This is a genomic window from Aureimonas psammosilenae (genome assembly GCF_009176975.1).
In the GTDB taxonomy this organism is placed as follows: Bacteria; Pseudomonadota; Alphaproteobacteria; order Rhizobiales; family Rhizobiaceae; genus Plantimonas; species Plantimonas psammosilenae.
On the sequence record NZ_WEZG01000003.1, the window covers coordinates 251,688 to 274,605 of the forward strand.

Below are 22,918 nucleotides of genomic sequence, written 5' to 3' on the forward strand. Positions count from 1 at the left end.
CGCACCGCACTTGCTTATGGTGCGGAGCGACGCCATCAATCGAAGCGAACTTGCCCATGTCGAACGTCGCCGCCCGCCGCGCCGCCTCCGCCGGCCTCCTGAATATCGGCGAGCGCCCGCTCCTTCAGCAGGCCGCCGCCGTCTTCGCCGGCACGATCGCGCTGGCGATCGCCTCGCAGATCGCCGTTCCGATGATCCCCGTGCCGGTGACGATGCAGACCTTCGCCGTCACCATGATCGGCGCTCTCTACGGCTGGCGGCTCGGCTTCGTCACCGTTCTCGCCTGGCTGGGAGAGGCCGCGCTCGGTCTGCCGGTTCTGGCCAACGGCGCGTCCACGGCCGCTTTCTTCGGCCCGACCGCCGGCTATCTCGCTTCCTTCCCGATCGTTGCCGCCCTCACCGGCTGGCTCGCGCAGCGCGGCTGGAACGGCCGCAATGTCGGCCTCGCCTTCGGCGCCATGCTGGTCGGCAACGCGCTGTGCCTTGCGGTCGGCGGCCTTTGGCTCGCCGCTCTCATCGGTTTTGAGAAGGCGATGCTCGTCGGCGTCGTGCCCTTCATCCTCGGCGGCGTCCTGAAGTCGGCGCTTGGTGCGGCCGTGCTCAAGGCCCTTCCCGGCCGCTGGACCACCAGCGCCCGTTGACCATCCGCCTGAGGGCGCATCACCTTCTTTGCGTTCTGACCTATGTCGGCCGGGGCTACACCCCGGCCTTCACCGCGAACTACGACGCGATCGCCGAACGCCTGTCGCAGGGCGAACCGATCACCGTGATCGATGGCCCCGACGACATCTGCCGGGGCTGGATCGACGACCCGGACGCCCATTGCCGTTTGCCGCGCCTCCACGCCCGCGACGGAGCCGCCGCATCCGATCTCACAGTGCTTCTTCGCCGTCCCGTCCAGCCGGGCCTGACGCTCGTTCCCGATGCCTCCCTCCTGTCGCACCTGCGCGCCGCCTTTGCCGCGAACGAAATCCGTCTCGCCTGCGCGCAATGCCAGTGGTCGGACCTTTGCACGAATATCGCTGAAGCCGGGTATTCCGGGGTTCGCGTCGCCGGCGGACGGGGCGGAAGCCAAGAAGGTGCAAACGCGCCCTTCCCCCCGCAACCACCTTCCCCTATAAGCCGGCCTCAGCCAAAAGAATCCAGTTGAAGCAAGCCGGTCGCGAGGAAAACTCGGCGGCCGGCTTTCTCGCGCAGGAAACGACGACATGCCGAAACGCACCGACCTGAAATCGATCCTGATCATCGGCGCGGGACCGATCATCATCGGTCAGGCCTGCGAATTCGACTATTCCGGCACGCAGGCCTGCAAGGCGCTGCGCGAGGAAGGCTACAGGATCATCCTCGTCAATTCCAATCCGGCGACGATCATGACCGATCCCGATCTCGCCGATGCCACCTATATCGAGCCGATCACGCCGGAAGTCGTCGCCCGGATCGTCGCGGCCGAGCGCCCCGACGCCATCCTGCCGACCATGGGCGGCCAGACCGCCCTCAACACCGCCCTCAGCCTCAAGCGCATGGGCGTTCTCGACAAATACAACGTGGAGATGATCGGCGCCGATGCGGTCGCCATCGACAAGGCCGAGGACCGCGCCCTGTTCCGCGAGGCGATGACCAAGATCGGTCTGGCGACGCCCAAAAGCTTCCTCGCCAACGCCACGGACGCCAAGAAGGCCGACAAGCGCGCGCATGAAGAGCGCCGCGCCGGCATCGTCGCCTCGATGCAGGACGGCGCGGAGCGGGAAGCCGCACTCGCCAGCCTCGACGCCGAATGGAGCGTGGGCGAAAGCGACCGCAAGCAGCGCTACATGACGAAGGCTCTGGCCGCCGCCGCCGAAGGGCTGGACCATGTGGGCCTGCCCGCCATCATCCGCCCATCCTTCACCATGGGCGGCACGGGCGGCGGCATCGCCTATAACCGCTCGGAATTCTTCGAGATCGTGGAAGGCGGCCTCGACGCCTCGCCGACGACGGAAGTCTTGATCGAGGAATCAGTGCTCGGCTGGAAGGAATACGAGATGGAGGTCGTCCGCGACAAGGCGGACAACTGCATCATCGTCTGTTCCATCGAGAACGTCGATCCGATGGGCGTCCATACGGGCGACTCCATCACCGTCGCCCCGGCGCTGACGCTGACCGACAAGGAATATCAGATCATGCGCAACGCCGCGATCGCGGTCCTGCGCGAGATCGGCGTCGAGACGGGCGGATCCAATGTCCAGTTCGCGGTGAACCCGGAAGACGGCCGCCTCGTCGTCATCGAGATGAATCCGCGCGTGTCGCGCTCTTCGGCGCTGGCCTCCAAGGCGACCGGCTTCCCCATCGCCAAGGTCGCGGCCAAGCTCGCAGTCGGCTACACGCTGGACGAACTCGACAACGACATCACCGGCGGCGCGACCCCGGCGTCCTTCGAGCCGACCATCGACTACGTCGTCACCAAAATCCCGCGCTTCGCTTTCGAGAAGTTCCCCGGCGCCGAGCCGACGCTGACCACGGCCATGAAGTCGGTCGGCGAGGTCATGGCCATCGGCCGCACCTTCGAAGAGTCGCTCCAGAAAGCCCTGCGCGGTCTTGAAACCGGCCTCGACGGCTTGGACGAGATCGCCATTCCGGGCCTTGGCGAAGGCGACGACAAGAACGCCATCCGCGCGGCGCTGGGCACGCCGACGCCCGATCGCCTGCGCATGGTGGCGCAGGCGCTTCGCATGGGCACCTCGGAAGAACAGGTCTTCCAGTCCTGCCGCATCGACCCCTGGTTCATCGCCAAGCTGAAGATGATCGTGGATCTCGAGGCCCGCGTGAAGGAACACGGCCTGCCGAACGATCCCGAGAACCTCCGCTTCCTGAAAGCCGCCGGCTTCTCCGACGCCCGCCTCGCCAAGCTTTCCGGCGAAGACGAGCGCATGGTGCGCGCCCGCCGCGAACAGGCGAACGTGCATCCGGTCTTCAAGCGCATCGACACTTGCGCGGCCGAGTTCGCGTCGCCGACGCCCTATATGTATTCCACCTATGAGCGGCCCTTCGCCGGCGCGGTGCGCTCCGAAGCGGACGTCTCGAATGCCAGGAAGGTCGTGATCCTCGGCGGTGGTCCGAACCGCATCGGCCAGGGCATCGAGTTCGATTATTGCTGCTGCCACGCCGCCTTCGCGCTGAAGGATGCGGGCTTCGAAGCCATCATGATCAACTGCAACCCGGAAACCGTCTCGACCGACTACGACACGTCGGACCGCCTTTATTTCGAGCCGCTGACGGCCGAGGACGTTCTGGAAATCCTGCGCGTCGAGCAGAGCCAAGGCACGCTGCACGGCGTCATCGTGCAGTTCGGCGGCCAAACGCCGTTGAAGCTCGCCAACGCCCTCGAACAAGCCGGCATCCCGATTCTCGGCACCTCGCCGGACGCGATCGACCTCGCCGAAGACCGCGACCGCTTCCAGAAGCTTCTGAACGATCTGAATCTCCGCCAGCCGAACAACGGCATCGCCCGCTCGGCGGACGAGGCGCGTTTGATCGTGGACCGCATCGGTTATCCCGTCGTGATCCGTCCCTCCTACGTCCTCGGCGGCCGGGCGATGGAGATCGTGCGCGGCGACGCGCAGTTCCAGCGCTACATCACGGAGGCCGTGGTCGTCTCCGGCAAGTCGCCGGTCCTGATCGACAGCTATCTGACCGATGCGATCGAGGTCGATGTCGACTGCCTGTCGGACGGCACGAACACTTTTGTCGCCGGCATCATGGAGCATATCGAGGAGGCCGGCATCCATTCCGGCGATTCGGCCTGTTCCCTTCCCGTCCACTCCCTGTCCGACGCTATCGTTTCCGAGATCGAGCGTCAGACGCGCGAGCTGGCTCTCGCCTTGAAGGTCGTCGGCCTGATGAACGTTCAGTTCGCGGTAAAGGACGATGTCATCTACGTCCTCGAAGTGAACCCGCGCGCGTCCCGCACGGTGCCCTTCGTCGCCAAGACCATCGGCTCGCCGATCGCCAAGGTCGCCTCGCGCATCATGGCCGGCGAAACGCTCAGCCAAGCCTTCGCGGCTTACGGCGGCCCGGCCGACTGGCGCGCGCTGAAGCACATCGCGGTGAAGGAAGCGGTGTTCCCCTTCGCGCGCTTCCCCGGCGTTGACACGCTTCTCGGCCCCGAGATGCGTTCCACCGGCGAGGTCATGGGCCTCGACCACAACTACGCGGTCGCCTTCGCCAAATCGCAGCTCGGCGCGTCCGTGGAACTGCCGATGGCCGGCACCGTCTTCGTGTCGGTGAAGGAAGGCGACAAGGACCGCGTGATCGCGCCCGTGCGCCGTCTCGCCGAACTCGGCTTCCGGATCATCGCGACGGGCGGCACGCAACGCCACCTTCAGGAAAACGGCATCGCCGCCGAGAAGATCAACAAGGTTCTGGAAGGGCGTCCCCATATCGAGGACGCCATCCGCAACCGGCAGGTCCAGCTCGTTCTCAACACGACGGAAGGCGCCAAGGCGCTCTCCGATTCGCGTTCGCTCCGCCGTGCCGCGCTGATCAACAAGGTGCCTTATTACACCACGGTCGCGGGAATGGTGGCGGCGGCGGAAGCCATCGCCGCCTTGAAGGCCGGCGGCCTTGAAGTGCGCTCGCTCCAGTCCTACTTCCGCGCCGCCTGATCACGGCGCGGCATTTCGCTGCCCAAATTGGTGGCGAACATCCCGATTTGACACGGGCCGGCCGGCGCATCATCATCCCGCACGCGCTTCCCAGCCAGTGGCGCACATGAATTGGTTGGTTCCGGTCGGTTTATCTGTCCGGAGCCGTTTTTTATTGGCGACAGGCCGCATCCGCGGCGGTCGACCGGAACGAGAAGGGACTGCCGGCCACGGTCGGCATTCGAGGGTGAGGCATGGAAAAAATTCCGATGACGAGCCAGGGCTTCGAGGAGTTGCGTGAGGAACTCCGCCGACGCCAGCAGGAAGAGCGCCCGCGCATCATCGCGGCGATCTCCGAAGCGCGCGCGCATGGCGATCTGTCGGAAAATGCCGAATACCACGCGGCGAAGGAATCGCAGAGCCTGAACGAAGGCCGCATCTCCGAGCTCGAGGACCTGACGACGCGCGCCGAGGTGATCGACGTCACCAAGCTGTCCGGCGAAAAGATCAAGTTCGGCGCCACCGTGAAGCTCGTCGACGAGGACACGGAAGAAGAGAAGACCTACCAGATCGTCGGCGACCAGGAAGCCGACGTGAAGAAAGGGCGCATCTCCATCTCCTCCCCCATCGCTCGCGCCTTGATCGGCAAGGGTGAAGGCGACACGGTGGAAGTCACCGCGCCAGGCGGCGCCAAATCCTACGAAATCCTCGAACTGCGCTGGGGCTGAGAACCGCTGCAATGAGCGAGGCCCGCAGTCACGGCTGGTCATTGACGGAGTTCCTGGCCTGGGAAAATGGCCAGGAACGACGCCACGAGTTCGTAAGCGGTCAGGCTGTCATGATGGTGGGCGGCACCCGTGCTCAGGCGCTCATCGCCGCCAACCTCATCGCCCTTCTACGGCCCATGCTTCGCGGCTCTTCCTGTCTGCCGTTCGGTTCCGACCTGCGCGTGCCGATCCCGGCAACGGGAAATTCCCGTTACCCGGACGTTATGATCGACTGTGGTCGGTTCGATCCTGCCGCGCTGGATGCATCCGAACCGGCTGTGATCTTCGAAGTCCTGTCGAAATCGACCGGATGGTACGATCAGACGCAGAAGGTTCGGGACTACGACAGCGTGCCGACTGTTCGACAGTATATCTGCGTTTCACAATCGGAAATGCGGGCGAGTGTCTGGCTGCGCGATGGCGACGGCCGCCTGATCCAGCAACCCGATATCCTCGAAGGTGACCTTTCGCTGACACTCGGCGACGGTTCATTCGTTCTCTCGCTCGCTGGCATCTACGAAGGCACTGGCCTGTTCGAGTCGCCGAATAATCCCCCTGCCTGACTCGTTGAACTCGCTCCCCTTGCCTTCGGAGACCGAAGTCGTCGCGCCGAACTTCAAGCGGCGGCTTTCCGGCGTGACATCGACGATCGTCCAACTCGTGCCGCTGCAAGCGCGTATCTTGCGCATCGCGGCGCTCGGACCCGGCCTGCCTTCCCATCTGCCGAAACTGCGTTTCCGCGATCTTCTCCGGTTCTGGAAACGGCCGGCGACCCGCCCGTTCCGCATCTGGCATGCGCGCCGCAACCTCGAGATGCTGCCCGGCATCGTGATGCGCGACCTTCTGCGCATGCCGCTCCGCCTCGTCTTCACCTCGGCCGCGCAGCGCCATCATACCGGGTGGACGCGCTTCCTGATCTCGCGCATGGACGCGGTGATCGCCACAAGCGCCCGCAGCGCCGCCTTTCTTCATCGCCCGGCGAGCGTCGTTCTCCACGGCATCGATCTCGACCGTTTCGGCCCGGACGGCCCGGTCGCGGATGCCCTACCCAGCCGCCTCGTCGTCGGCTGCTCGGGCCGCATCCGCCACCAGAAGGGCACCGACCTCTTCGTGGAAGCGATGATCGCCCTTCTGCCGCGCTTTCCCGAATGGACCGCCGTCGTCACCGGTCGCGCGACAGCCGAGCATTCCTCCTTCCAAAGCGACCTCATCGAAAGAGCGAAAGCCGCTGGTCTTGCCGACCGCATTCTCTTCCTCGGCGAGGTGGAGGATGTCGCCCCCTGGTTCCGTCGCTTCGACCTTTATGTTGCCCCACCACGCAACGAGGGCTTCGGCTTGACGCCGCTGGAAGCCATGGCATCCGGAACGCCCGTCGTCGCCAGCGATGCAGGGGCCTTCAACGAACTCGTCTTGGACGGCATCACGGGCCGGGTCGTGCCTGTCGGCGATGCGGCGGTGCTCGCCGCCGCCATCGAGCCCTTCATGGCCGATCCGACGCTGCGTGCCGAAGCGGGGCGCGCCGCCCTCGCCCATGTCCGATCCCGTTTCCCGTTGCAACGCGAAGCGGACGAGATCGAAGCGGTTTATCGCGGGCTCTGGTCGGAAGCTGAGAAGTCACCTTCCGCGATGTCGACGCGCCGATAGCGCCGGCCGAACAGCCGCATCAGATGATCGCAGGCAAGTCGCCCCTGCGTTCGCAGCCGCCGGGCGTGGAAAGCCGCGTTCGCCCATCGCCACGGCAGCCGGGTTCGCGGTGTCTGGATGGACGAACCGGACGGGATCGGCACCGCGACCCCGCGCGCTTCGAGAAGGTGAAGCTGCATCGCCAGCGCCGGCTCGCTTTGCCAGGATAGGAGCGAGCGCAGACCGTGCAGAAAGGCGTCCACCGGCGCCGCCCCGCGCTCGGCTTTGCGCAAAAGCTTCCGCGCCCCACTCGGCCAAAGGAGATAGGCGGCCGAACCCGACTTGTCGCGATACACCCGAACCGCCGCGAGACCTTCCGCCAGAGCCTTTGAATGCCGCGCCACGAAGCGCCTTCGGTCGAAGCTCTCGATGTTGAGGAAGTCAGCGTCCGGCAGTCCGGCGAGAAGCGGCAGGAATTCGGCGAGGCGGGCGGACAGCATCACGTCGTCTTCCAGCACCAGCACCGGCGCTTTTCCTCGCGCCACGTCGAGCCAGATCGTGTGATGGGATAGGAAGCAGCCGAGTTCGGCCGGCGTCAGCGGGCGCTCCCAGGCATGGTTCAATGCTCTCGCCTTATCCGCCGCGATATCCGCTGCCGCGACGGCCGGCACACGCTCGAAATGGAGACCGAGCCGATGCGCCTGTTCTTCCATGAACCGGCATCGCTCGGTGGCACGGTCGAGATTGATGAAGCGGATGGTCGGCGTCGATGCCTTCCTGCCGTCCCTTTCGCTCAACGTCACTTGCGTTCTCCCGGCGGCCTCCATCCGGCCGGCGACTTCGTACCTCAAACGAAACGGGGCCGGCAACGCGCCAGCCCCGATCCATTTCTATTCGGCCGCGAGGAAGGAGACCGACTGGAGTTCCGACAATTGCCGGTAACGCCCGTTGGCCCGCGCGATCAGGCTCTTGTGGTCGCCATCCTCCACGATCCGCCCCCGGTCGAAGACGAGGATGCGGTCGAGCGAGCGCACCGTCGAAAGGCGGTGGGCGATCACCAGCGACGTGCGCCCTTTCATGAGCCGCGCGGTCGCCTCCTGAATGGCCACCTCCGATTCCGAATCGAGGCTCGACGTCGCCTCGTCCAGGATCAGGATCGGCGCATCGGCAAGGAAAGCGCGCGCCAGCGCCACACGTTGCCGTTCGCCGCCCGACAGCTTCACGCCGCGCTCGCCCACAAGCGTCTCGTAGCCCTGCGGCAGGCGCTCGATAAAGCCGTCGGCCGAGGCGAGCCGCGCCGCCGCCTCGATCTCGGCCTTCGATGCGCCGGGGCGTCCATAGGCGATGTTTTCCGACAGGCTGCGGTGAAACAGGATCGATTCCTGCGGCACGATCGCCACCTGTCGGCGCAGCGAGCGCTGCGTCGCATCGCGGATGTCGGTCCCGTCGATCAGGACGCGCCCGTCCGTCACGTCGTAGAGCCGCTGGATGAGCTTGACGAAGGTCGTCTTGCCCGATCCCGAATGACCGACGAGCCCGACGCTTTGCCCGGCTTCGATCGTCACCGACAGCCGGTCGTAGAGCGGCGTCGCATGCGCGCCATAACGGAAGGTCACGGTGTCGAAGCGGACTTCCCCGCGATCGACCGCCAGCGCCTTCGCCGCCGGCCGGTCCCGGATCGTGGGCATCAGCGCGTCGAGTTCCGCCAGTTCCTCCATGTCGTTCACCGAACGCTGCAGGTTCATGACGTGCTGGCCGATGTCGCGCAGGTAGCCGTGCAGCACGAAATAGGTCGTCAGCACGTAGGCGACGTCGCCGGGCGAGGCTTCTCCCCGCGACCAGAGGACGAGCACGAGCGCCGTGATGGCGATGCGGATCGCCCACAGCACCGTCGCCTGCAACGTGCCGTTCCAGGTCGCGCGCCGCCACGTCGTCCAGGTTTGCGCCTTCCAGCGATTTAACGCGCCGCCCAGCCGCTCTTCTTCCCGCTCCTCCGCGCCGAAGGCCTTCACCACGGCGTTGCAGGACAAGGCGTCGGCAAGAACGCCGCCGACCTTCGTGTCCTCCTTGTTGGAGCGTCGGGCCGCCTCGGCGACCCAGCGCAGCGTCAGCGTCGCGGTCAACGCGATATAGATCGCCGCGCCGAGCCCGAGCACGAGCCCCATCGCCGGCCAATGCCAGCCGAGGAGCGCGACGGTTCCCACCAGCACGACCGCGGACGGCAGCAGCGCCACGAGCAGCGTGTCGTGCATCATGTCGAGCGCCCACATTCCCCGCGTGATCTGCCGCACGGTCGAGCCGGAAAAGGCGTTGGCGTGCCAATCCGTCGAAAGGTGCTGGACACGCGCGAAGCCTCGCGATCCCACCCTTTGCATGACGCGAAGAGTGAAGATCGAGATGGTCCACCACGAGATGTGCCGGAACAGAAGGAAGCCCACTCCGAGCGCGGCCATGGCCGCCAACGCGCGCCAGGCGGTGGCAATATCACCGCCATTGCCCGGGGCGAGCGAGTCGATGATGCGGCCGGCGAAGATCGGCACCAGGATGTCGGCCAGCGTCGCGAGGCAGATCGCCCCGGCGACGACGACCACGAGCCCGCGCTCCTCGCGCCAGTTCGCGAAAGTGAAGCGGAAAACACCCCGCAGGGCGCCGCCCTGCTTGTTGTCCTTGAGATCGGTCATGGATCTGTCGGCGCGAAAGCGCCTGCCTTCATGCTTCGATGACGAAGGGCCCCCGCATCGCGGCGCCAGTTCAGTCTGAAGCTTGGAAATCGATCCGGCACAGCCGGAAAGCGAACACTCAGGGGGCCGAGTTAAACTCGGGCGCCGGAGCCGAGGCCGACCTCTCCACGCGGAGAGATGCCAGCCGGAACCACGCCAAAGGCGGAAAGCTTGAACATATTGGTCATGCTGCCCTCCTCAGGTTCGCGGTTATTCGCCGAAGGCTGCGCAACCATGCCTTGCTGTTTTCAGGATGGCAAGACCATCTCGATTAAGAATATGCCTGTGGCTTTCCTGCAACGCGCGCTTGTTCGCGTTGCTTGCGTCCAGTATTGAAGTCTTGAACCTTTGTCGTTGCGCAGCCACCTGCGGCAGCAGCCAATCCAGTGAGGCGGTGATGACCGAGCGCCACGTCCCCCTTTTGATCGTCGGTTCCGGCCCGGCCGGCTATACGGCGGCGATCTATGCCGCGCGCGCCATGCTGAAGCCCGTTCTTGTCGCCGGCCTTCAGGAAGGTGGCCAGTTGACCATCACGACCGATGTCGAGAACTATCCCGGCTTCGCCGATGCCATCCAGGGCCCCTGGCTCATGGAGCAGATGAAGCGCCAAGCGCTTCATGTCGGCGCCGAGATGATCAACGACCTTGTGGTGGAGGCCAACCTGTCCCGCCGGCCGTTCCGGCTGCGCTGCGATTCGGGTGCGGTGTTCACCACCGACGCGCTGATCATCGCGACGGGCGCGCAGGCCAAGTGGCTCGGCCTGCCGTCCGAGCAGACCTTCCAGGGCTTCGGCGTTTCGGCCTGCGCCACCTGCGACGGCTTCTTCTATCGCAACAAGGACGTGGTCGTGGTCGGCGGCGGCAATACAGCCGTCGAGGAAGCGCTCTACCTTTCGCATATCGCCAAATCGGTGACCGTGGTGCACCGGCGCGACGAGTTCCGGGCCGAGCGCATCCTGCGCAATCGTCTGGAAGCGCAGCCGAATGTCGAGGTCGTGTGGAACACGGAGATCGACGAGATTCTCGGCGACACCAAGCCTATGAAGTCCGTCACCGGCATTCGCTTGAAGAACCGCATCACCGGCGAAACCAGCGAGCGGGCCGTTCACGGCGTCTTCGTCGCCATCGGCCACGCGCCGGCGGTGGAACTATTCACGGGCCAGCTTCGGCAGAAGTCGTCGGGCTATCTTTGGGTGGAGCCCGGCTCGACACGGACCTCGGTGGAAGGCGTCTTCGCGGCGGGGGATGTCGCGGACGACGTTTACCGTCAGGCGGTGACGGCGGCGGGCCTCGGCTGCATGGCGGCCCTGGAAGCCGAGCGCTTCCTGGCGGCCACCGAAATGCAAGAGCTGCGCGAAGCGGCCGAATAGGAAACGCACCCTCCCGGTTCGCCGGGAGCGCGAGGGGGGATCGGAGGAGATGGCGCTCGACTGGGACAAGCTGCGCATCTTTCATGCGGCGGCGGAAGCCGGCTCGTTCACGCACGCGGCCGACGCCCTGAATCTCAGCCAGTCGGCCATCAGCCGGCAGGTGGCGGCGCTGGAACAGGAGATCGGAGCCCCGCTCTTCCACCGCCACGCGCGCGGTCTCGTTCTGTCGGAACAAGGCGAGATCCTGTTCCAAACGGCGACGGACGTGCTGAAGCGCCTCGAAATGGTGCGCGCGCAACTCACCGAAACGCGCGAGAAGCCGACGGGCAAGCTGCGCGTCACCACAACGGTCGGCCTCGGTTCGGGCTGGCTGACGGAGCGCGCCAAGGAGTTTCTCGAACTTTATCCCGAACTCGAACTCCAGCTCGTCTTTGACAACGAGGAAATCGACCTGACCATGCGCAAGGCGGATGCGGCCATCCGCCTGCGCCAGCCGCAGCAGCCGGACCTCATCCAGCGCCGCCTTTTCACCGTGCATCTTCATGTCTATGCGGCCGCCAGCTATCTCGCGCGCTTCGGCACGCCGGAGAGCCCGCAGGACCTCGACCGGCATCGGCTCATCACCTTCGGCGAGCCGGCGCCGACCTATCTGCGCAGCCTGAACGCCCTGGAAACCGTCGGCCTTGCCGATGGCCAGACCCGTTCCTCGATCCTGCAGATCAACAATCTCATGTCCGTGCGCTCGGCGATCGAGCGCGGCATCGGCATCGGCCTTTTGCCGGACTACATGATCAACAAGGATTCCAAGCTCGTTCAGGTGCTGCCGGAGATCGAGATGCCGACCTTCGACACCTATCTCTGCTACCCCGAGCAGTTGCGGAACTCCGCCAAACTCCAGGTTTTCCGGGATTTTCTGATTTCCAAAGCCCGGACTTGGTCCTTCTGATACCTGCCTATACGTCATTCACAGCCATGCATTGCCTGCATGGTAGGCATGCTGCAATGCATATGGTGAAGGCCGATCAGCGTGGTAGGGTTCAGGGACAGTCGGGCTACGGTTGGATATTCCTCCCATCCATTTCCGTTCCGGCCGTTTCCTCCCAAGGGTTGCCTATGGCGCCCTATTCCGCCGGGCCTTGAGCCCGGCTTTTTTTTGGCCCTTTCGAAGCCTCGGCACTGACGGCCTTCACCGAGCATTCCCGTCCGGCCATTCAGGCGGACGCCGCATCTCGGCCTCGGTCGGCTTACCGTCCCGAAATCCGAGGTCGCGGTAAAGCCAATGCGGCGCGTCATCGAGATCGAGGGCTGTACACCGACTGCGCCCCTCCATCTTCGCCACGATGGAGACAAGCATCCCCACGCCCGGCAGAAGGCTCCGCCAGCGGACAGATCGATCGAACCCGAACATCGTCTTTATCTCTGATGGGTAGCGCCTTGCGCCGATGACCCGAGATTGCCTTCCCAGCGCGTTTGGAGCCAACTAAAGATCGATCATCTGGCATAAGGAGGCCTTATGCGAAGCACTCACGACATCCCGCCACTTGCCGCCGTGCGGGTCTTCGAGGCGGTCGCGCGGCACCTCAGTTTCACCCGCGCGGCCGAGGAACTCGGCATGACGCAGGCGGCGGCCAGCTATCAGATCAAGGTGCTGGAAGAGCGCGTCGGGCAGCCGCTTTTCCTGCGGAAGGCCCGGTCGATCGAGCTGACGGAAGCCGGGCGCGTCCTGTCCCCGGCCCTCACCGACGCCTTTCAGCGCATGTCGGCGGCCTTCGACACCATGCAGGACCGCACGTCCCGAATTCTCAGCATCAAGAGCCAGGCGACATTCGCGGCGCAGTGGTTGATGCAGCGCATCGGCCTCTTCCAGAGCGCCAATCCCGATCTGGCCGTGCGCCTCGACGCGACGATGAACGCCTCCGATTTCCAGAGCGAGGACATCGACGTGGTGATCCGGGCCGGCTCCGGCCAATGGCCCGGCCTCGTTTCCCATCTTCTCGTGGAAAGCGTCTTCACGCCCATGCTGAGCCCCCGGCTTCTGGCCGAGATGGGCGGCCTGTCGGGCCCGGCCGACCTCCTGCGCTACCGTCTTTTCGACGCGACCGATCCGTGGTGGAGCATCTGGTTCGAGAAGGCCGGTGTCACCAGCGTCGCGCGCGCCCTGCCGCCGACCTCATGCTTCGGCACGCAGTTTCTGGAAGGGCGCGCCGTGCTCGTGGGCAAAAGCGTCGGCATTCTCAACCCGCACCTTTTCCAGTCCGAAATCGCGTCCGGCCAGTTGGTGCAGCCCTTCGACATTCTCGGGCGCGGCGATATCGCCGGCTATTTCCTGGTTTATCCCGAAGCCCGGCGCAACGTGCCCAAGATCCGGCTTTTCCGCGACTGGATCTTGGGCGAGATCGAAGCCTCGGCTCACGCGCCGCTGAGCTTCGCCTCGTGAGCCTCGATGCGCCATTCCGCCGGCTCGGCGGCCGCTTCCGCGAACCAGCGCTTCACCAGCGGATGGCCATGGATCGCCGTCACATAGGCCTCGGCCTTCTCCGGAACCTCGATCGCCCAGGTGCGAAAGCGCGTCGCGACCGGCGCGAACATCGCGTCCGCCACACCCATCGCCTGCCCATGCAAAAACGGCCCGCCGCTGGCGCTCAAGAGTTCGTCCCATAAGGCGACGATCCGCGCGATGTCGCTTGAGGCATCCGCATTGGCGACGGCGTCGCGCGCGGCCGGGCTGGCAATCCCGCCCATGATCGTCGGATAGGTTTGGCGGAGGGCCCGGAACCCGCTGTGCATCTCGGCCGATGCGCTGCGCAGCGCCGCGCGGCGAACACGGTCCCGCGGCCAGAGACCCGGCGCGATCTCCGCGCAATATTCGCAGATGGCGAGCGAGTCCCAGACCCGTGCGCCATCGTGCTCCAGATAAGGCACGAAGCCGGCCGGCGTTTGCTTCTTCACCTCCGGCGTCGCGCCCCCGGCGAGCCGGATCACCACCTCTTCCACCTCGAGGCCGGCGAGATGAACCGCCAGCCAACCGCGCAGGCTCCAGGACGAATAGCGCTTGGAGCCGATGATCAGTCGGCCGGCCGCCATCGCGATCAGGCCCGGAGCGAAGCGCAGAAGCGCTGGATGCGGTTGCAGGCTTCTTCCAGAAGCGCGTCGGAGGTGGCGTAGGAGATGCGGAAGTTCGGCCCGAGACCGAAGGCCGAACCGTGCACCACGGCGACGCCTTCCGCTTCCAGAAGCTCGGACACGAAATCCTCGTCGGTTTCGATCACCTTGCCGGCCTCCGTCTTGCGCCCGATCAGCCCCTTGCAGGACGGGTACACGTAGAACGCGCCTTCCGGCGTCGGGCATTCGAGGCCGTTCGCTTGGTTCAGCATGGACACGACGAGGTCGCGCCGGCCCTGGAAAATCTCACGGTTCTTCGGAATGAAGTCCTGTGTGCCGTTCAGGGCTTCCACCGCCGCCCATTGCGCGATGGAGCAGGCGCCGGAGGTCTGCTGGCCCTGGATCATGTCCATCGCCTTGATCAGTTCCAACGGGCCGCCGGCATAGCCGATACGCCAGCCAGTCATGGCATAGGCCTTGGACACGCCGTTGATCGTGATGGTGCGATCATAGAGCGAGGGCTCCACCTCGGCGGGCGTGACGAAAGTGAAGTCGCCATAGACGAGATGCTCGTACATATCGTCGGTCATCACCCAGACATGGGGATGGCGCAGGAGGACGTCGGTCAACGCCTTCACCTCGTCGCGCGTATAGGCCGCGCCCGTCGGGTTGGAGGGCGAGTTGAACAGGAACCACTTGGTGCGGGGCGTGATCGCGCGCTCCAGCGCCTCGGCCGTCAGCTTGAAGTTCTCTTCCTGCCGCGTCTCGATGACGACAGGCGTTCCCCCGCACAGCGACACCATCTCGGGATAGCTCACCCAATAGGGCGCCGGGATCACCACCTCGTCGCCGGGGTTCAGCGTCGCCATGAAGGCGTTGAACAGAACGTGCTTGCCGCCCGTCGAGACGATCGTCTGCGCCGGAGAATAGTCGAGATTGTTCTCGCGCTTGAACTTCTTGGAGATCGCCTCGCGAAGCTGCGGAATGCCGGAAATCGGGGTGTACTTGGTTTCGCCCCGGTTGATAGCCTCGATCGCCGCGCGCTTGATGTTGTCGGGCGTGTCGAAGTCCGGCTCGCCCGCGCCGAGGCCGATCACGTCGCGCCCTTTGGCTTTCAGGTCGCGCGCCTTCTGGCTGACGGCGATCGTGGCGGAGGGCTTCACGCGATCGAGCGAGGAGGCGAGAAAGGCCATGGTGCGGCTCCGGACTTCCGGTTCGATGAAAACGGCCCGGTCTAGTTCGGGCGGTTCCATCACGCAAGGCGTGAGTGCCGCGACCTCATCAAATCTCGTGATGAAGCCGATCCGTTTCGCGAATTGGCCTTGCCCGCTCCTCATGCGCAAGATGGGCGACACGATTCGGCGAGGAGACAGGGCGATGCTCACCATCTATGGACGGCTGGATTCCGGCAACTGCTACAAGCCGCGCCTGCTGCTCGCCCTTCTCGGCCGGTCTTTCATTCATGTGGAAGTGAACTCGGAAGCGGGCGAAACCCGTTCAGCGGAGTTCCTGTCCAAGAACCCGAACGGCAAGGTGCCGCTCCTCCAGCTCGAGGATGGGCGCTTCCTCGCCGAATCCAACGCCATGCTGGTTCACCTCGGCGAGGGCACCGCCTTCTTGCCCGAAGACCCGTTCGAGCGCGCCAAGATGTTCGAATGGCTGTTCTTCGAGCAATACAGCCACGAACCCTTCATCGCGGTGCGCCGCGCCCTTCTCCTTTACCCTGGCCGCAAGGCGCAGGCGACGCCCGAGCGCCTCGACGCCACCTTGAAGGGCGGTGAGGCGGCGCTTTCCATCATGGACCGGCAGTTGAAGGAAACGCCGTTTCTGGCCGGCAATGCGCCCAGCCTCGCGGACCTCGCGCTTTTCGCCTACAGCCACGTCGCCGACGAAGGCGGCTTCGATCTCGACGCCTTTCCCGGCGTCGCGAACTGGTTGCGCCGCGTCGTTGCCCTGCCCGGCTTCCAGCCGATGAACTGGCTGCCGGAAAGGGCGTCCTGAACGACGCTCCAGAGGACCGCCGTCGCATGACCCGCATTCAGGCCAATCTCCTTCTGCTCCTCACCGGGGCCGTCTGGGGAATGGGTTTCGTCGCGCAATCCAGCGCGATGTCGGCGATCGGTCCCTGGACCTACACGGCCGCGCGCTTCGTGCTCGCGGCCGCAACGCTTGCGCCGCTCGCCTTGTGGGAAATGCGCCGGGCCGCTCGGCCCCTGGACCGCGCGGACTTTATCGGCTTCGCGCTTTGCGGTTCGATGCTTTTCGCCGGCTCCATTCTTCAGCAGTTCGGCATCCTCACCACCACCGTCACCAATTCGGGGTTCCTCACCGGCCTTTACGTCGTGATGACGCCGGCCGTCGCGCTTCTTTTGTTTCGCCGCAAGCCGCACTGGATCGTCTGGCCAGCCTCGCTCCTTTCCTTGTTCGGTCTCCTTCTGGCGGCCGGCGGGCGGCTGGATGCGATCGGACGCGGCGACTGGCTGACGATCGTGGCGGCGGCGGGCTTCGCTCTTCAGATCGTCCTTGTCGGCGCCTTCGCGTCCCGCAGCGGCCGGGTGCTGACCCTGTCCTTCGTCCAGTTCGCCGTGTCTGCCTTCCTCGCGACGGTGGGAACGGCCGCGTTCGAGACCGTCGATCCGGCCGCCGTTTCGCTCGTCTGGAAGCAGATTCTCTATGGCGGCTGCATTTCGGCCGGCCTCGCATTCACGCTCCAGACTGTCGGCCAGCGATGGACCACCGCGCCGCAGGCGGCCATCTTCCTGTCGTCCGAAGCGGTATTCGCGGCTCTCTTCGGCGCGATCTTCCTAGGCGAACGGATCACGCCGATCGGCTATGGCGGCTGCGCCCTGATCTTCTGCGCCATGCTGGCAGTGGAACTCGTCCCCTTGCGCTGGCCGATGGCACTGTCGCAAACACGGCCGAGCGAAGGCAGGACGCAGGAGTTCGAGCGATGACCACGGATGGCGAGGAAGACGAAGCACCGAAGGGCGAACTGACCATGCGTCTTCAGGCGATGCCGGCGGATGCCAATGCCGATGGCGACGTCTTCGGCGGCTGGGTGGTCGCGCAGATGGATCTGGCAGCGGCGATCCGGGGGAACGAGCGCGTCGGCGGTCGCGTGGCGACCGTCGCGATCAACGGTGTCAGCTTCCGCAAGCCGGTGAAGATCGGCGATGTCCTGGCGGTCTATACGTCGATCGAGCGCGTCGGGCGGACCTCGGTGACGGTTGCCGTGGAAGCCTGGGCGCAGCGCCACCTAACCCGCACGAAGGTCAAGGTGACGGAAGGAACGCTCGTCATGGTCGCGCTCGACGAAACCGGCAGCCCCCGCGAAATTCCTCCCGAGTGAGAACGATGGCGTGGCCGCGAGGAGGAAAGTCGCTCGCGCCCACGGTGAACTCGTTATTCGGCCTCGGTGAATTCGGGCGCGTTGCGAAGCTGCTCGCGGCTGTAGGTCACCTGGATATGGTCCAGATTGCCGGTCTGGCCCTGGATTTTCGGTCCGCCTGACGCTGCATCCGTTCCGCCCTGCTTCGGCGCGGGCGTCGTGCTTGCCGTCACGTCCCCGCCCGCCGGCGGCTGGCTTCCGCCGATGCCGGCCGGGTTCTGGCCGGTGCCGGGTTGCTGGTTGTTCTCGGGCTTGTTGCCGGCTGGCGCTTCTGCCGTGACGAACTGGAACGAGCCGACCGGGATGGCGATGGTCTTGGCGCCGATGCCGATGAAGCCGCCGACATCCGTCGTCACCGCCGCGACCTTGCCGTCCTGATCGAGCAGAATGTCGTCCACCGTGCCGATGCGCTGGTTGTCGGCGCCCATGATCGTCGCGCCCATCAGCGTCGAACCCATCATGTGGTTCGGCTCCAGCTTCTCCACGAACTGGCCCTTCAGGTCTTCCGCGCGCGTGCCGGAGGTCGCGGTGCTGCCCGTATTGGCAACGGGCGCTTCGCCGCTCGGATTGTGCTCCTGCGCGAAGGCGCCCGTGGCAAGGGTCAGGGCCGATCCGAACAGCATGGCCCGGATGAGTGTGTTGGTCATTGTCTCGCCTCCTGCGAAGTCGGCACGCCGATGAAGGCATGTGCAGGAAGCAACACGACCATCCGGGCCGCGTTCCCCGATGTTTTCGGCAGTCGGCGATGCTTATCGTCGCAGCGCGATCACTTGCAGACGCCGCGCCGCCGCTGCTTCAGGTCGAGATGCAAGTGGTCGGCATGGTCGCGATTGTAGCCGGGCCCGAGCACCGTGCCGAAGTAACGGCAGGCGCTCTGGCGCACCTTGGCCTGAAAGTTCTTTTCGCCGAACGCGAAGGCACCCTTCTTGCGTACGTCGAAATTCGAGCCGTCCGCGAGCTGGAAGCCCGCGACGTCGATGGCGTTGCCGGAGGCGTGCTCGCTGACGGTCCGCGTGCCGGCGATGCGCGAGCAGCGATAGGACGAGGCATTGAAGAGCGCCACCGGCTTCTTGGAGAGGTTCGACTGCGCCGCCGGCTTCACCTCGTTCGACACCCATTGCGACACGCGAAGCGCCGTCATGCAGTTGAGGACGCCGACCGGCTTCATCGCAACGCCCGGCGAGATTTCCGTCACCTTCACCGGAAAGTCGATGCCGCAGCTTCGGCCGCGCGAGATCGAGGCCATGTCCACGAAGCGCACGCCGAGCTTCTTCAGCGCCGCCCGGCACATGGCCTCGCCCTTCGGCATGGACTGGTAGCCCGTCGGCGTTTCGTCTTCCAGCGCGCCGCGCCCAGGCAGATTGTTGCTATCGACCCGGCTGCGCGCGGACGGCATCGGCTCCAGGGAAGCGTAGCTCGGCAGGTCGCGGGTGGAAGCCTTCTTTCTCGGCGTCAGGCCCGGCGTGACCGTCTTCAGGCCCTCCCACGGGTCCTCCTCCGCTTCGCGCGGCGGCGCATAGGCGGCAACGGCTTCCCGCTTGCCGACATCACGGGCTTTGGGCAGCGACGGCGGCTCGGCCTTGGCCATCTTGCTATCGGGCTTGGCGGCGGGAACCGGCGGCTCGTCCACTTCGCCCGCCGTTTCGCGGCCCTCGCCTTCCTCGATCTCCTCGCCCGGCGCGACGATCACCGGCGCATGGGGCTTGGGCGGCTCGATGCCGGCGACATAGGGCGCCTGCACGAAATCCTGCACCATCGGCACCGGCTTCTCGCCGTTCAGGCCGATGGAAGGAATGTAGACGACCTTCTCGCCGGGTTTCGGCAGATCGGGAACGCTGCCGCCCCAGACATATTTCGCCGTGGAGCCGGTGAGGATCGACTTGTCCACGTCCTTGGCGGAAGCGACCATGGCGCCCGTCGCCGCCACACATGCGGCGACGGACACGATCATCGGCAAGCCACCAACGCGAAAACTCATGGGGGTGGCCTCCTGCACTGCAAAAGCCGCGGCACTCGAGCGGACAGGCGGAGAATAGGTGCGGGATGGTTAGCGGATGGTGAACGGCGCGAATGCGACGCTCCTCCCCCTTTCTCCTTCGCGTTTCGTTCTCCATATTCGGCGCATGGCCAAAGACGCTTCCAAGCAGCCCCGCCGCTCGCCGATCCTCGACTATTCCGACGCTTCCGAGTCGCTCCACGGCGGCTTCGGCGAAGCGCCGCAGGCCGAGTTCGAAGGCACGCCTCTCGACGGCCCGGTGTCCGGCTGGGCCGACCAGATCGCGCAGGATTTGGAAGTCGAAGCCGAGAAGGCCGCCGCCAAGAACACGGTGAAGGCCGAAACGAAGCCCAAGGCGAAGAAGACCGAGAGCGCCGGCAAGACGTCGCGCGGCACCTCCATGGGCGTGGCCAGCGACCCCAAAGCCCGCGCCCGCGCCGGCCTCAACCCCGTGGCCGGCATGAACGTCTCGCTGGAAGACGCCTCCGCCCTGCCCCAGTCGGGCGTCACCGCCACGGTCGAGGCTTTGTCCGCGCTGATCGAGTCCGGCAATCCCTTGTTCAAGAACGGCGAGATGTGGCTGCCGCACCGCCCCGCCCGGCCGGACAAGTCGGAAGGCGGCATCTCCTTCAAGGTCGTGTCGGAGTTCGAGCCGGCCGGCGACCAGCCGACGGCCATCGGCGATCTCGTGTCGGGCATCCGCGACGACCACGACCAGACGCAGGTGCTGCTCGGCGTCACCGGCTCCGGCAAGACCTTTTCCGTCGCGCAGGTGATCGCCGAAACGCAGCGCCCCGCGCTGATCCTCGCCCCTAACAAGACGCTCGCGGCCCAGCTCTACGGCGAGTTCAAGAACTTCTTCCCCGACAACGCGGTGGAATATTTCGTTTCCTACTACGACTACTACCAGCCGGAAGCCTATGTGCCGCGCTCGGATACCTTCATCGAGAAGGAATCCTCGATCAACGAGCAGATCGACCGGATGCGCCACGCCGCCACCCGCGCGTTGCTGGAGCGCGACGACGTCATCATCGTCGCCTCCGTGTCCTGTATCTACGGTATCGGCTCGGTCGAGACCTATACGGCGATGACCTTCGCCATGACGGTGGGGGACCGGCTCGACCAGCGCCAGCTTCTCGCCGATCTCGTGGCCCAGCAGTACAAGCGCCGCGACATGGACTTCGTGCGCGGCTCCTTCCGGGTGCGCGGCGACACGATCGAGATCTTCCCCGCCCACCTCGAAGACCGCGCCTGGCGCATCTCCTTGTTCGGCGACGAGATCGAGGCGATCCAGGAATTCGACCCGCTCACCGGCAAGAAGACCGACGACCTCAAGTCGGTGAAGATCTACGCCAACTCGCACTATGTCACGCCGCGCCCGACGCTCCAGCAGGCCGTCAAATCCATCAAGGAGGAGCTTCGCCACCGCCTCGCCGAACTGGAAAAGGCCGGCCGCCTTCTGGAAGCGCAGCGGCTGGAGCAGCGCGTTTCCTTCGACATCGAGATGATCGAGGCGACGGGCTCCTGCAACGGCATCGAGAACTATTCGCGCTATCTCACCGGCCGCCAGCCCGGCCACCCGCCGCCGACGCTGTTCGAATACCTGCCCGACAACGCCCTCGTCTTCATCGACGAGAGCCACGTCACCATTCCGCAGATCGGCGCCATGTATCGCGGCGACTTCCGCCGAAAGGCGACGCTGGCCGAATACGGCTTCCGCCTGCCCTCCTGCATGGACAACCGGCCGCTTCGCTTCGAGGAATGGAACGCCATGCGCCCGCAGACGGTGGCGGTCTCCGCCACGCCGGGCCGCTGGGAGCTGGAACAAGCCGGCGGCGTCTTCGCCGAGCAGGTGATCCGCCCGACCGGCCTCACCGATCCGCCGGTCGAGGTGCGCCCGGCGCGCTCCCAGGTGGACGACCTTCTCGGCGAAATCCGCGAAACCACGGCCAAGGGCTACCGCGTCCTTTGCACGGTGCTCACCAAGCGCATGGCCGAGGACCTGACGGAATATCTGCACGAGCAGGGCATCCGCGTGCGCTACATGCACTCCGACATCGACACGCTGGAGCGCATCGAGATCATCCGCGATCTTCGCCTCGGCGCCTTCGACGTGCTTGTGGGCATCAACCTCCTGCGCGAAGGTCTCGACATTCCCGAATGCGGCCTCGTCGCCATTCTCGACGCCGACAAGGAAGGGTTCCTGCGCTCCGAAACCTCGCTGATCCAGACCATCGGCCGCGCGGCGCGAAACGTCGATGGCAAGGTGATCCTTTATGCCGACCGCATCACCGGCTCCATGGAACGCGCCATGGCCGAAACGGACCGCCGCCGCGACAAGCAGGTGGCCTATAACGTCGCGAACGGCATCACGCCGCAGAGCGTGAAGGCGCGCATCGCCGATATTCTGGATTCCTACTACGAGAAGGATCACGTCCGCGTCGAAGCCGGCAACTTCGCGTCGGAGGGCGCGATGGTCGGCAACAACCTGCGCGCCCATCTGGAACATCTGGAAAAGGACATGCGCGACGCCGCCGCCGATCTCGACTTCGAGCGCGCCGCCCGCCTGCGCGACGAGATCAAGCGCCTTCAGGCGACGGAACTCGCCATCGGTGCCGACCCGATGGCGCGCGAACGCGAGGTCTCGATGTTCGTGGACGACCAGACGGGAAGCACCGGCCGCGCCACCCGCACGTCCGGCGGCAAGGCCCCGCGTGCCAAATCCGCCGGCCCGAACCGCCAGAACCCCCGCTTCGGCCCCAACGGCGAACCCCTCGCCGCCCGCCTCAAGCCCGACGAAGGCCGCTCATACTTCCAGAAGCCCTCGCTGGACGACATGGGCCCCGGCACCGACACCCCCACCCCGAACCGCCCTTCCCGTCCCGGCTCCGGCGACGCCACGGATGGCCGCGACGGCAATGCCCCTCATGGCCGCAACGCCAGCGCCCTCGAAGGGCGCGACGCCAACGTCCCTCATGGCGACGGACCTGTCGTCCCTCATGGTGAGCGGATCGTCCCTCATGGTGAGCCTGTCGAACCTCATGGTGAACCTGTCGAACCACGAGGGACCGGCACAAGCCTTTTCCGCAAGAACACGCTGGACGAGATGACCGTGCGCCGCACCGAAAAGCCCTCCGGCAGCGAAGACGCCAAACCGGTTCGCCGCGAGCGCATCGGCATCGGCTCGTTCGAGGACCCGGCGGATGTGAAGCGGAGCAAGCGGAGGCCGGGGAAGACGGGGCGGCCTGGAAGGTAAATAACCCCCGTATCGCGTGTTCATATCCACATCGGACAAACAAAAGCATATCTGCCTTGATTTCGAGGCAGATTCCAT

At 65.6% G+C, this 22,918-nt stretch carries 19 protein-coding genes; 13 read left to right on the top strand and 6 right to left on the bottom strand.

Annotation, left to right across the window (positions count from 1 at the left end):
* The first annotated feature begins 56 nt into the window (after positions 1–56).
* From F9929_RS07900 to F9929_RS07925, 6 genes are all read left to right on the top strand, one after another.
* Positions 57–641 (top strand): biotin transporter BioY, encoded by a 585-nt coding sequence (locus tag F9929_RS07900; protein WP_152046013.1) that lies wholly within the window; start codon positions 57–59, stop codon positions 639–641.
* Complete coding sequence (locus F9929_RS07905; RefSeq protein ID WP_152046014.1) at positions 638–1,150, top strand: DUF1284 domain-containing protein; 513 nt, start codon at positions 638–640, stop codon at positions 1,148–1,150. Before F9929_RS07900 ends, F9929_RS07905 begins: the two co-directional genes overlap by 4 nt.
* A 58-nt stretch (positions 1,151–1,208) precedes the next feature.
* Complete coding sequence (gene carB / locus F9929_RS07910; protein WP_152046015.1) at positions 1,209–4,640, top strand: carbamoyl-phosphate synthase large subunit; 3,432 nt, start codon at positions 1,209–1,211, stop codon at positions 4,638–4,640.
* Between the two features lie 233 nt (positions 4,641–4,873).
* On the top strand, positions 4,874–5,347 hold the full coding sequence (greA, locus tag F9929_RS07915; protein ID WP_152046016.1) for a transcription elongation factor GreA: 474 nt from the start codon (positions 4,874–4,876) through the stop codon (positions 5,345–5,347).
* An 11-nt stretch (positions 5,348–5,358) separates the two neighbouring features.
* On the top strand, positions 5,359–5,949 hold the full coding sequence (locus F9929_RS07920) for a Uma2 family endonuclease (RefSeq protein ID WP_152046017.1): 591 nt from the start codon (positions 5,359–5,361) through the stop codon (positions 5,947–5,949).
* A 19-nt stretch (positions 5,950–5,968) separates the two neighbouring features.
* The gene (locus F9929_RS07925) at positions 5,969–7,030 is read left to right on the top strand and encodes a glycosyltransferase family 4 protein (RefSeq protein WP_235919111.1); all 1,062 of its coding nucleotides are present in this window, start codon (positions 5,969–5,971) and stop codon (positions 7,028–7,030) included.
* Here F9929_RS07925 and F9929_RS07930 read toward each other — a convergent pair.
* Both F9929_RS07930 and F9929_RS07935 read right to left on the bottom strand, forming a co-directional pair.
* Positions 6,970–7,806, bottom strand: coding sequence for a glycosyltransferase family 25 protein (locus F9929_RS07930; RefSeq protein WP_193227655.1), 837 nt, complete (start codon positions 7,804–7,806; stop codon positions 6,970–6,972). The genes F9929_RS07925 and F9929_RS07930 overlap by 61 nt on opposite strands.
* Positions 7,807–7,899: 93 nt before the next feature.
* Entirely contained in the window at positions 7,900–9,690 is a 1,791-nt protein-coding gene (locus F9929_RS07935; protein WP_152046020.1) for an ABC transporter ATP-binding protein, read from the bottom strand.
* A 436-nt stretch (positions 9,691–10,126) separates the two neighbouring features.
* On the opposite strand from F9929_RS07935, the gene trxB reads away from it, so the two are divergent.
* From trxB to F9929_RS07950, 3 genes are all read left to right on the top strand, one after another.
* Positions 10,127–11,098: a thioredoxin-disulfide reductase gene (gene trxB / locus F9929_RS07940; RefSeq protein WP_152046021.1), complete on the top strand. Its 972-nt coding sequence runs from the start codon at positions 10,127–10,129 to the stop codon at positions 11,096–11,098.
* 49 nt (positions 11,099–11,147) lie between these two features.
* A complete protein-coding gene (locus F9929_RS07945; protein WP_152046022.1) occupies positions 11,148–12,044 on the top strand; it encodes a LysR family transcriptional regulator in 897 nt (298 codons plus the stop codon).
* Between the two features lie 567 nt (positions 12,045–12,611).
* Positions 12,612–13,535, top strand: coding sequence for a LysR family transcriptional regulator (locus F9929_RS07950; protein ID WP_152046023.1), 924 nt, complete (start codon positions 12,612–12,614; stop codon positions 13,533–13,535).
* On the opposite strand, the gene F9929_RS07955 is transcribed toward F9929_RS07950, so the two are convergent.
* Positions 13,508–14,182, bottom strand: coding sequence for a glutathione S-transferase family protein (locus tag F9929_RS07955; RefSeq protein ID WP_152046024.1), 675 nt, complete (start codon positions 14,180–14,182; stop codon positions 13,508–13,510). The genes F9929_RS07950 and F9929_RS07955 overlap by 28 nt on opposite strands.
* A 5-nt stretch (positions 14,183–14,187) precedes the next feature.
* A complete protein-coding gene (locus F9929_RS07960) occupies positions 14,188–15,393 on the bottom strand; it encodes a pyridoxal phosphate-dependent aminotransferase (RefSeq protein ID WP_152046025.1) in 1,206 nt (401 codons plus the stop codon).
* A gap of 184 nt (positions 15,394–15,577) precedes the next feature.
* On the opposite strand from F9929_RS07960, the gene F9929_RS07965 reads away from it, so the two are divergent.
* The 3 genes from F9929_RS07965 to F9929_RS07975 are packed head-to-tail and all read left to right on the top strand — an operon-like array spanning position 15,578 to position 17,549.
* The gene (locus F9929_RS07965) at positions 15,578–16,201 is read left to right on the top strand and encodes a glutathione S-transferase family protein (RefSeq protein ID WP_152046026.1); all 624 of its coding nucleotides are present in this window, start codon (positions 15,578–15,580) and stop codon (positions 16,199–16,201) included.
* A 26-nt stretch (positions 16,202–16,227) separates the two neighbouring features.
* Positions 16,228–17,154, top strand: coding sequence for a DMT family transporter (locus tag F9929_RS07970; protein ID WP_152046027.1), 927 nt, complete (start codon positions 16,228–16,230; stop codon positions 17,152–17,154).
* A complete protein-coding gene (locus tag F9929_RS07975) occupies positions 17,151–17,549 on the top strand; it encodes an acyl-CoA thioesterase (protein WP_152046028.1) in 399 nt (132 codons plus the stop codon). Before F9929_RS07970 ends, F9929_RS07975 begins: the two co-directional genes overlap by 4 nt.
* Before the next feature lie 53 nt (positions 17,550–17,602).
* Here F9929_RS07975 and F9929_RS07980 read toward each other — a convergent pair whose 3' ends face one another.
* Both F9929_RS07980 and F9929_RS07985 read right to left on the bottom strand, forming a co-directional pair.
* The gene (locus F9929_RS07980; RefSeq protein WP_152046029.1) at positions 17,603–18,235 is read right to left on the bottom strand and encodes a PRC-barrel domain-containing protein; all 633 of its coding nucleotides are present in this window, start codon (positions 18,233–18,235) and stop codon (positions 17,603–17,605) included.
* 119 nt (positions 18,236–18,354) lie between these two features.
* Positions 18,355–19,566, bottom strand: coding sequence for an extensin-like domain-containing protein (locus F9929_RS07985; RefSeq protein ID WP_152046030.1), 1,212 nt, complete (start codon positions 19,564–19,566; stop codon positions 18,355–18,357).
* Positions 19,567–19,711: 145 nt separating this feature from the next.
* On the opposite strand from F9929_RS07985, the gene uvrB reads away from it, so the two are divergent.
* Entirely contained in the window at positions 19,712–22,840 is a 3,129-nt protein-coding gene (gene uvrB / locus F9929_RS07990; protein ID WP_152046189.1) for an excinuclease ABC subunit UvrB, read from the top strand.
* Positions 22,841–22,918: the final 78 nt, after the last annotated feature.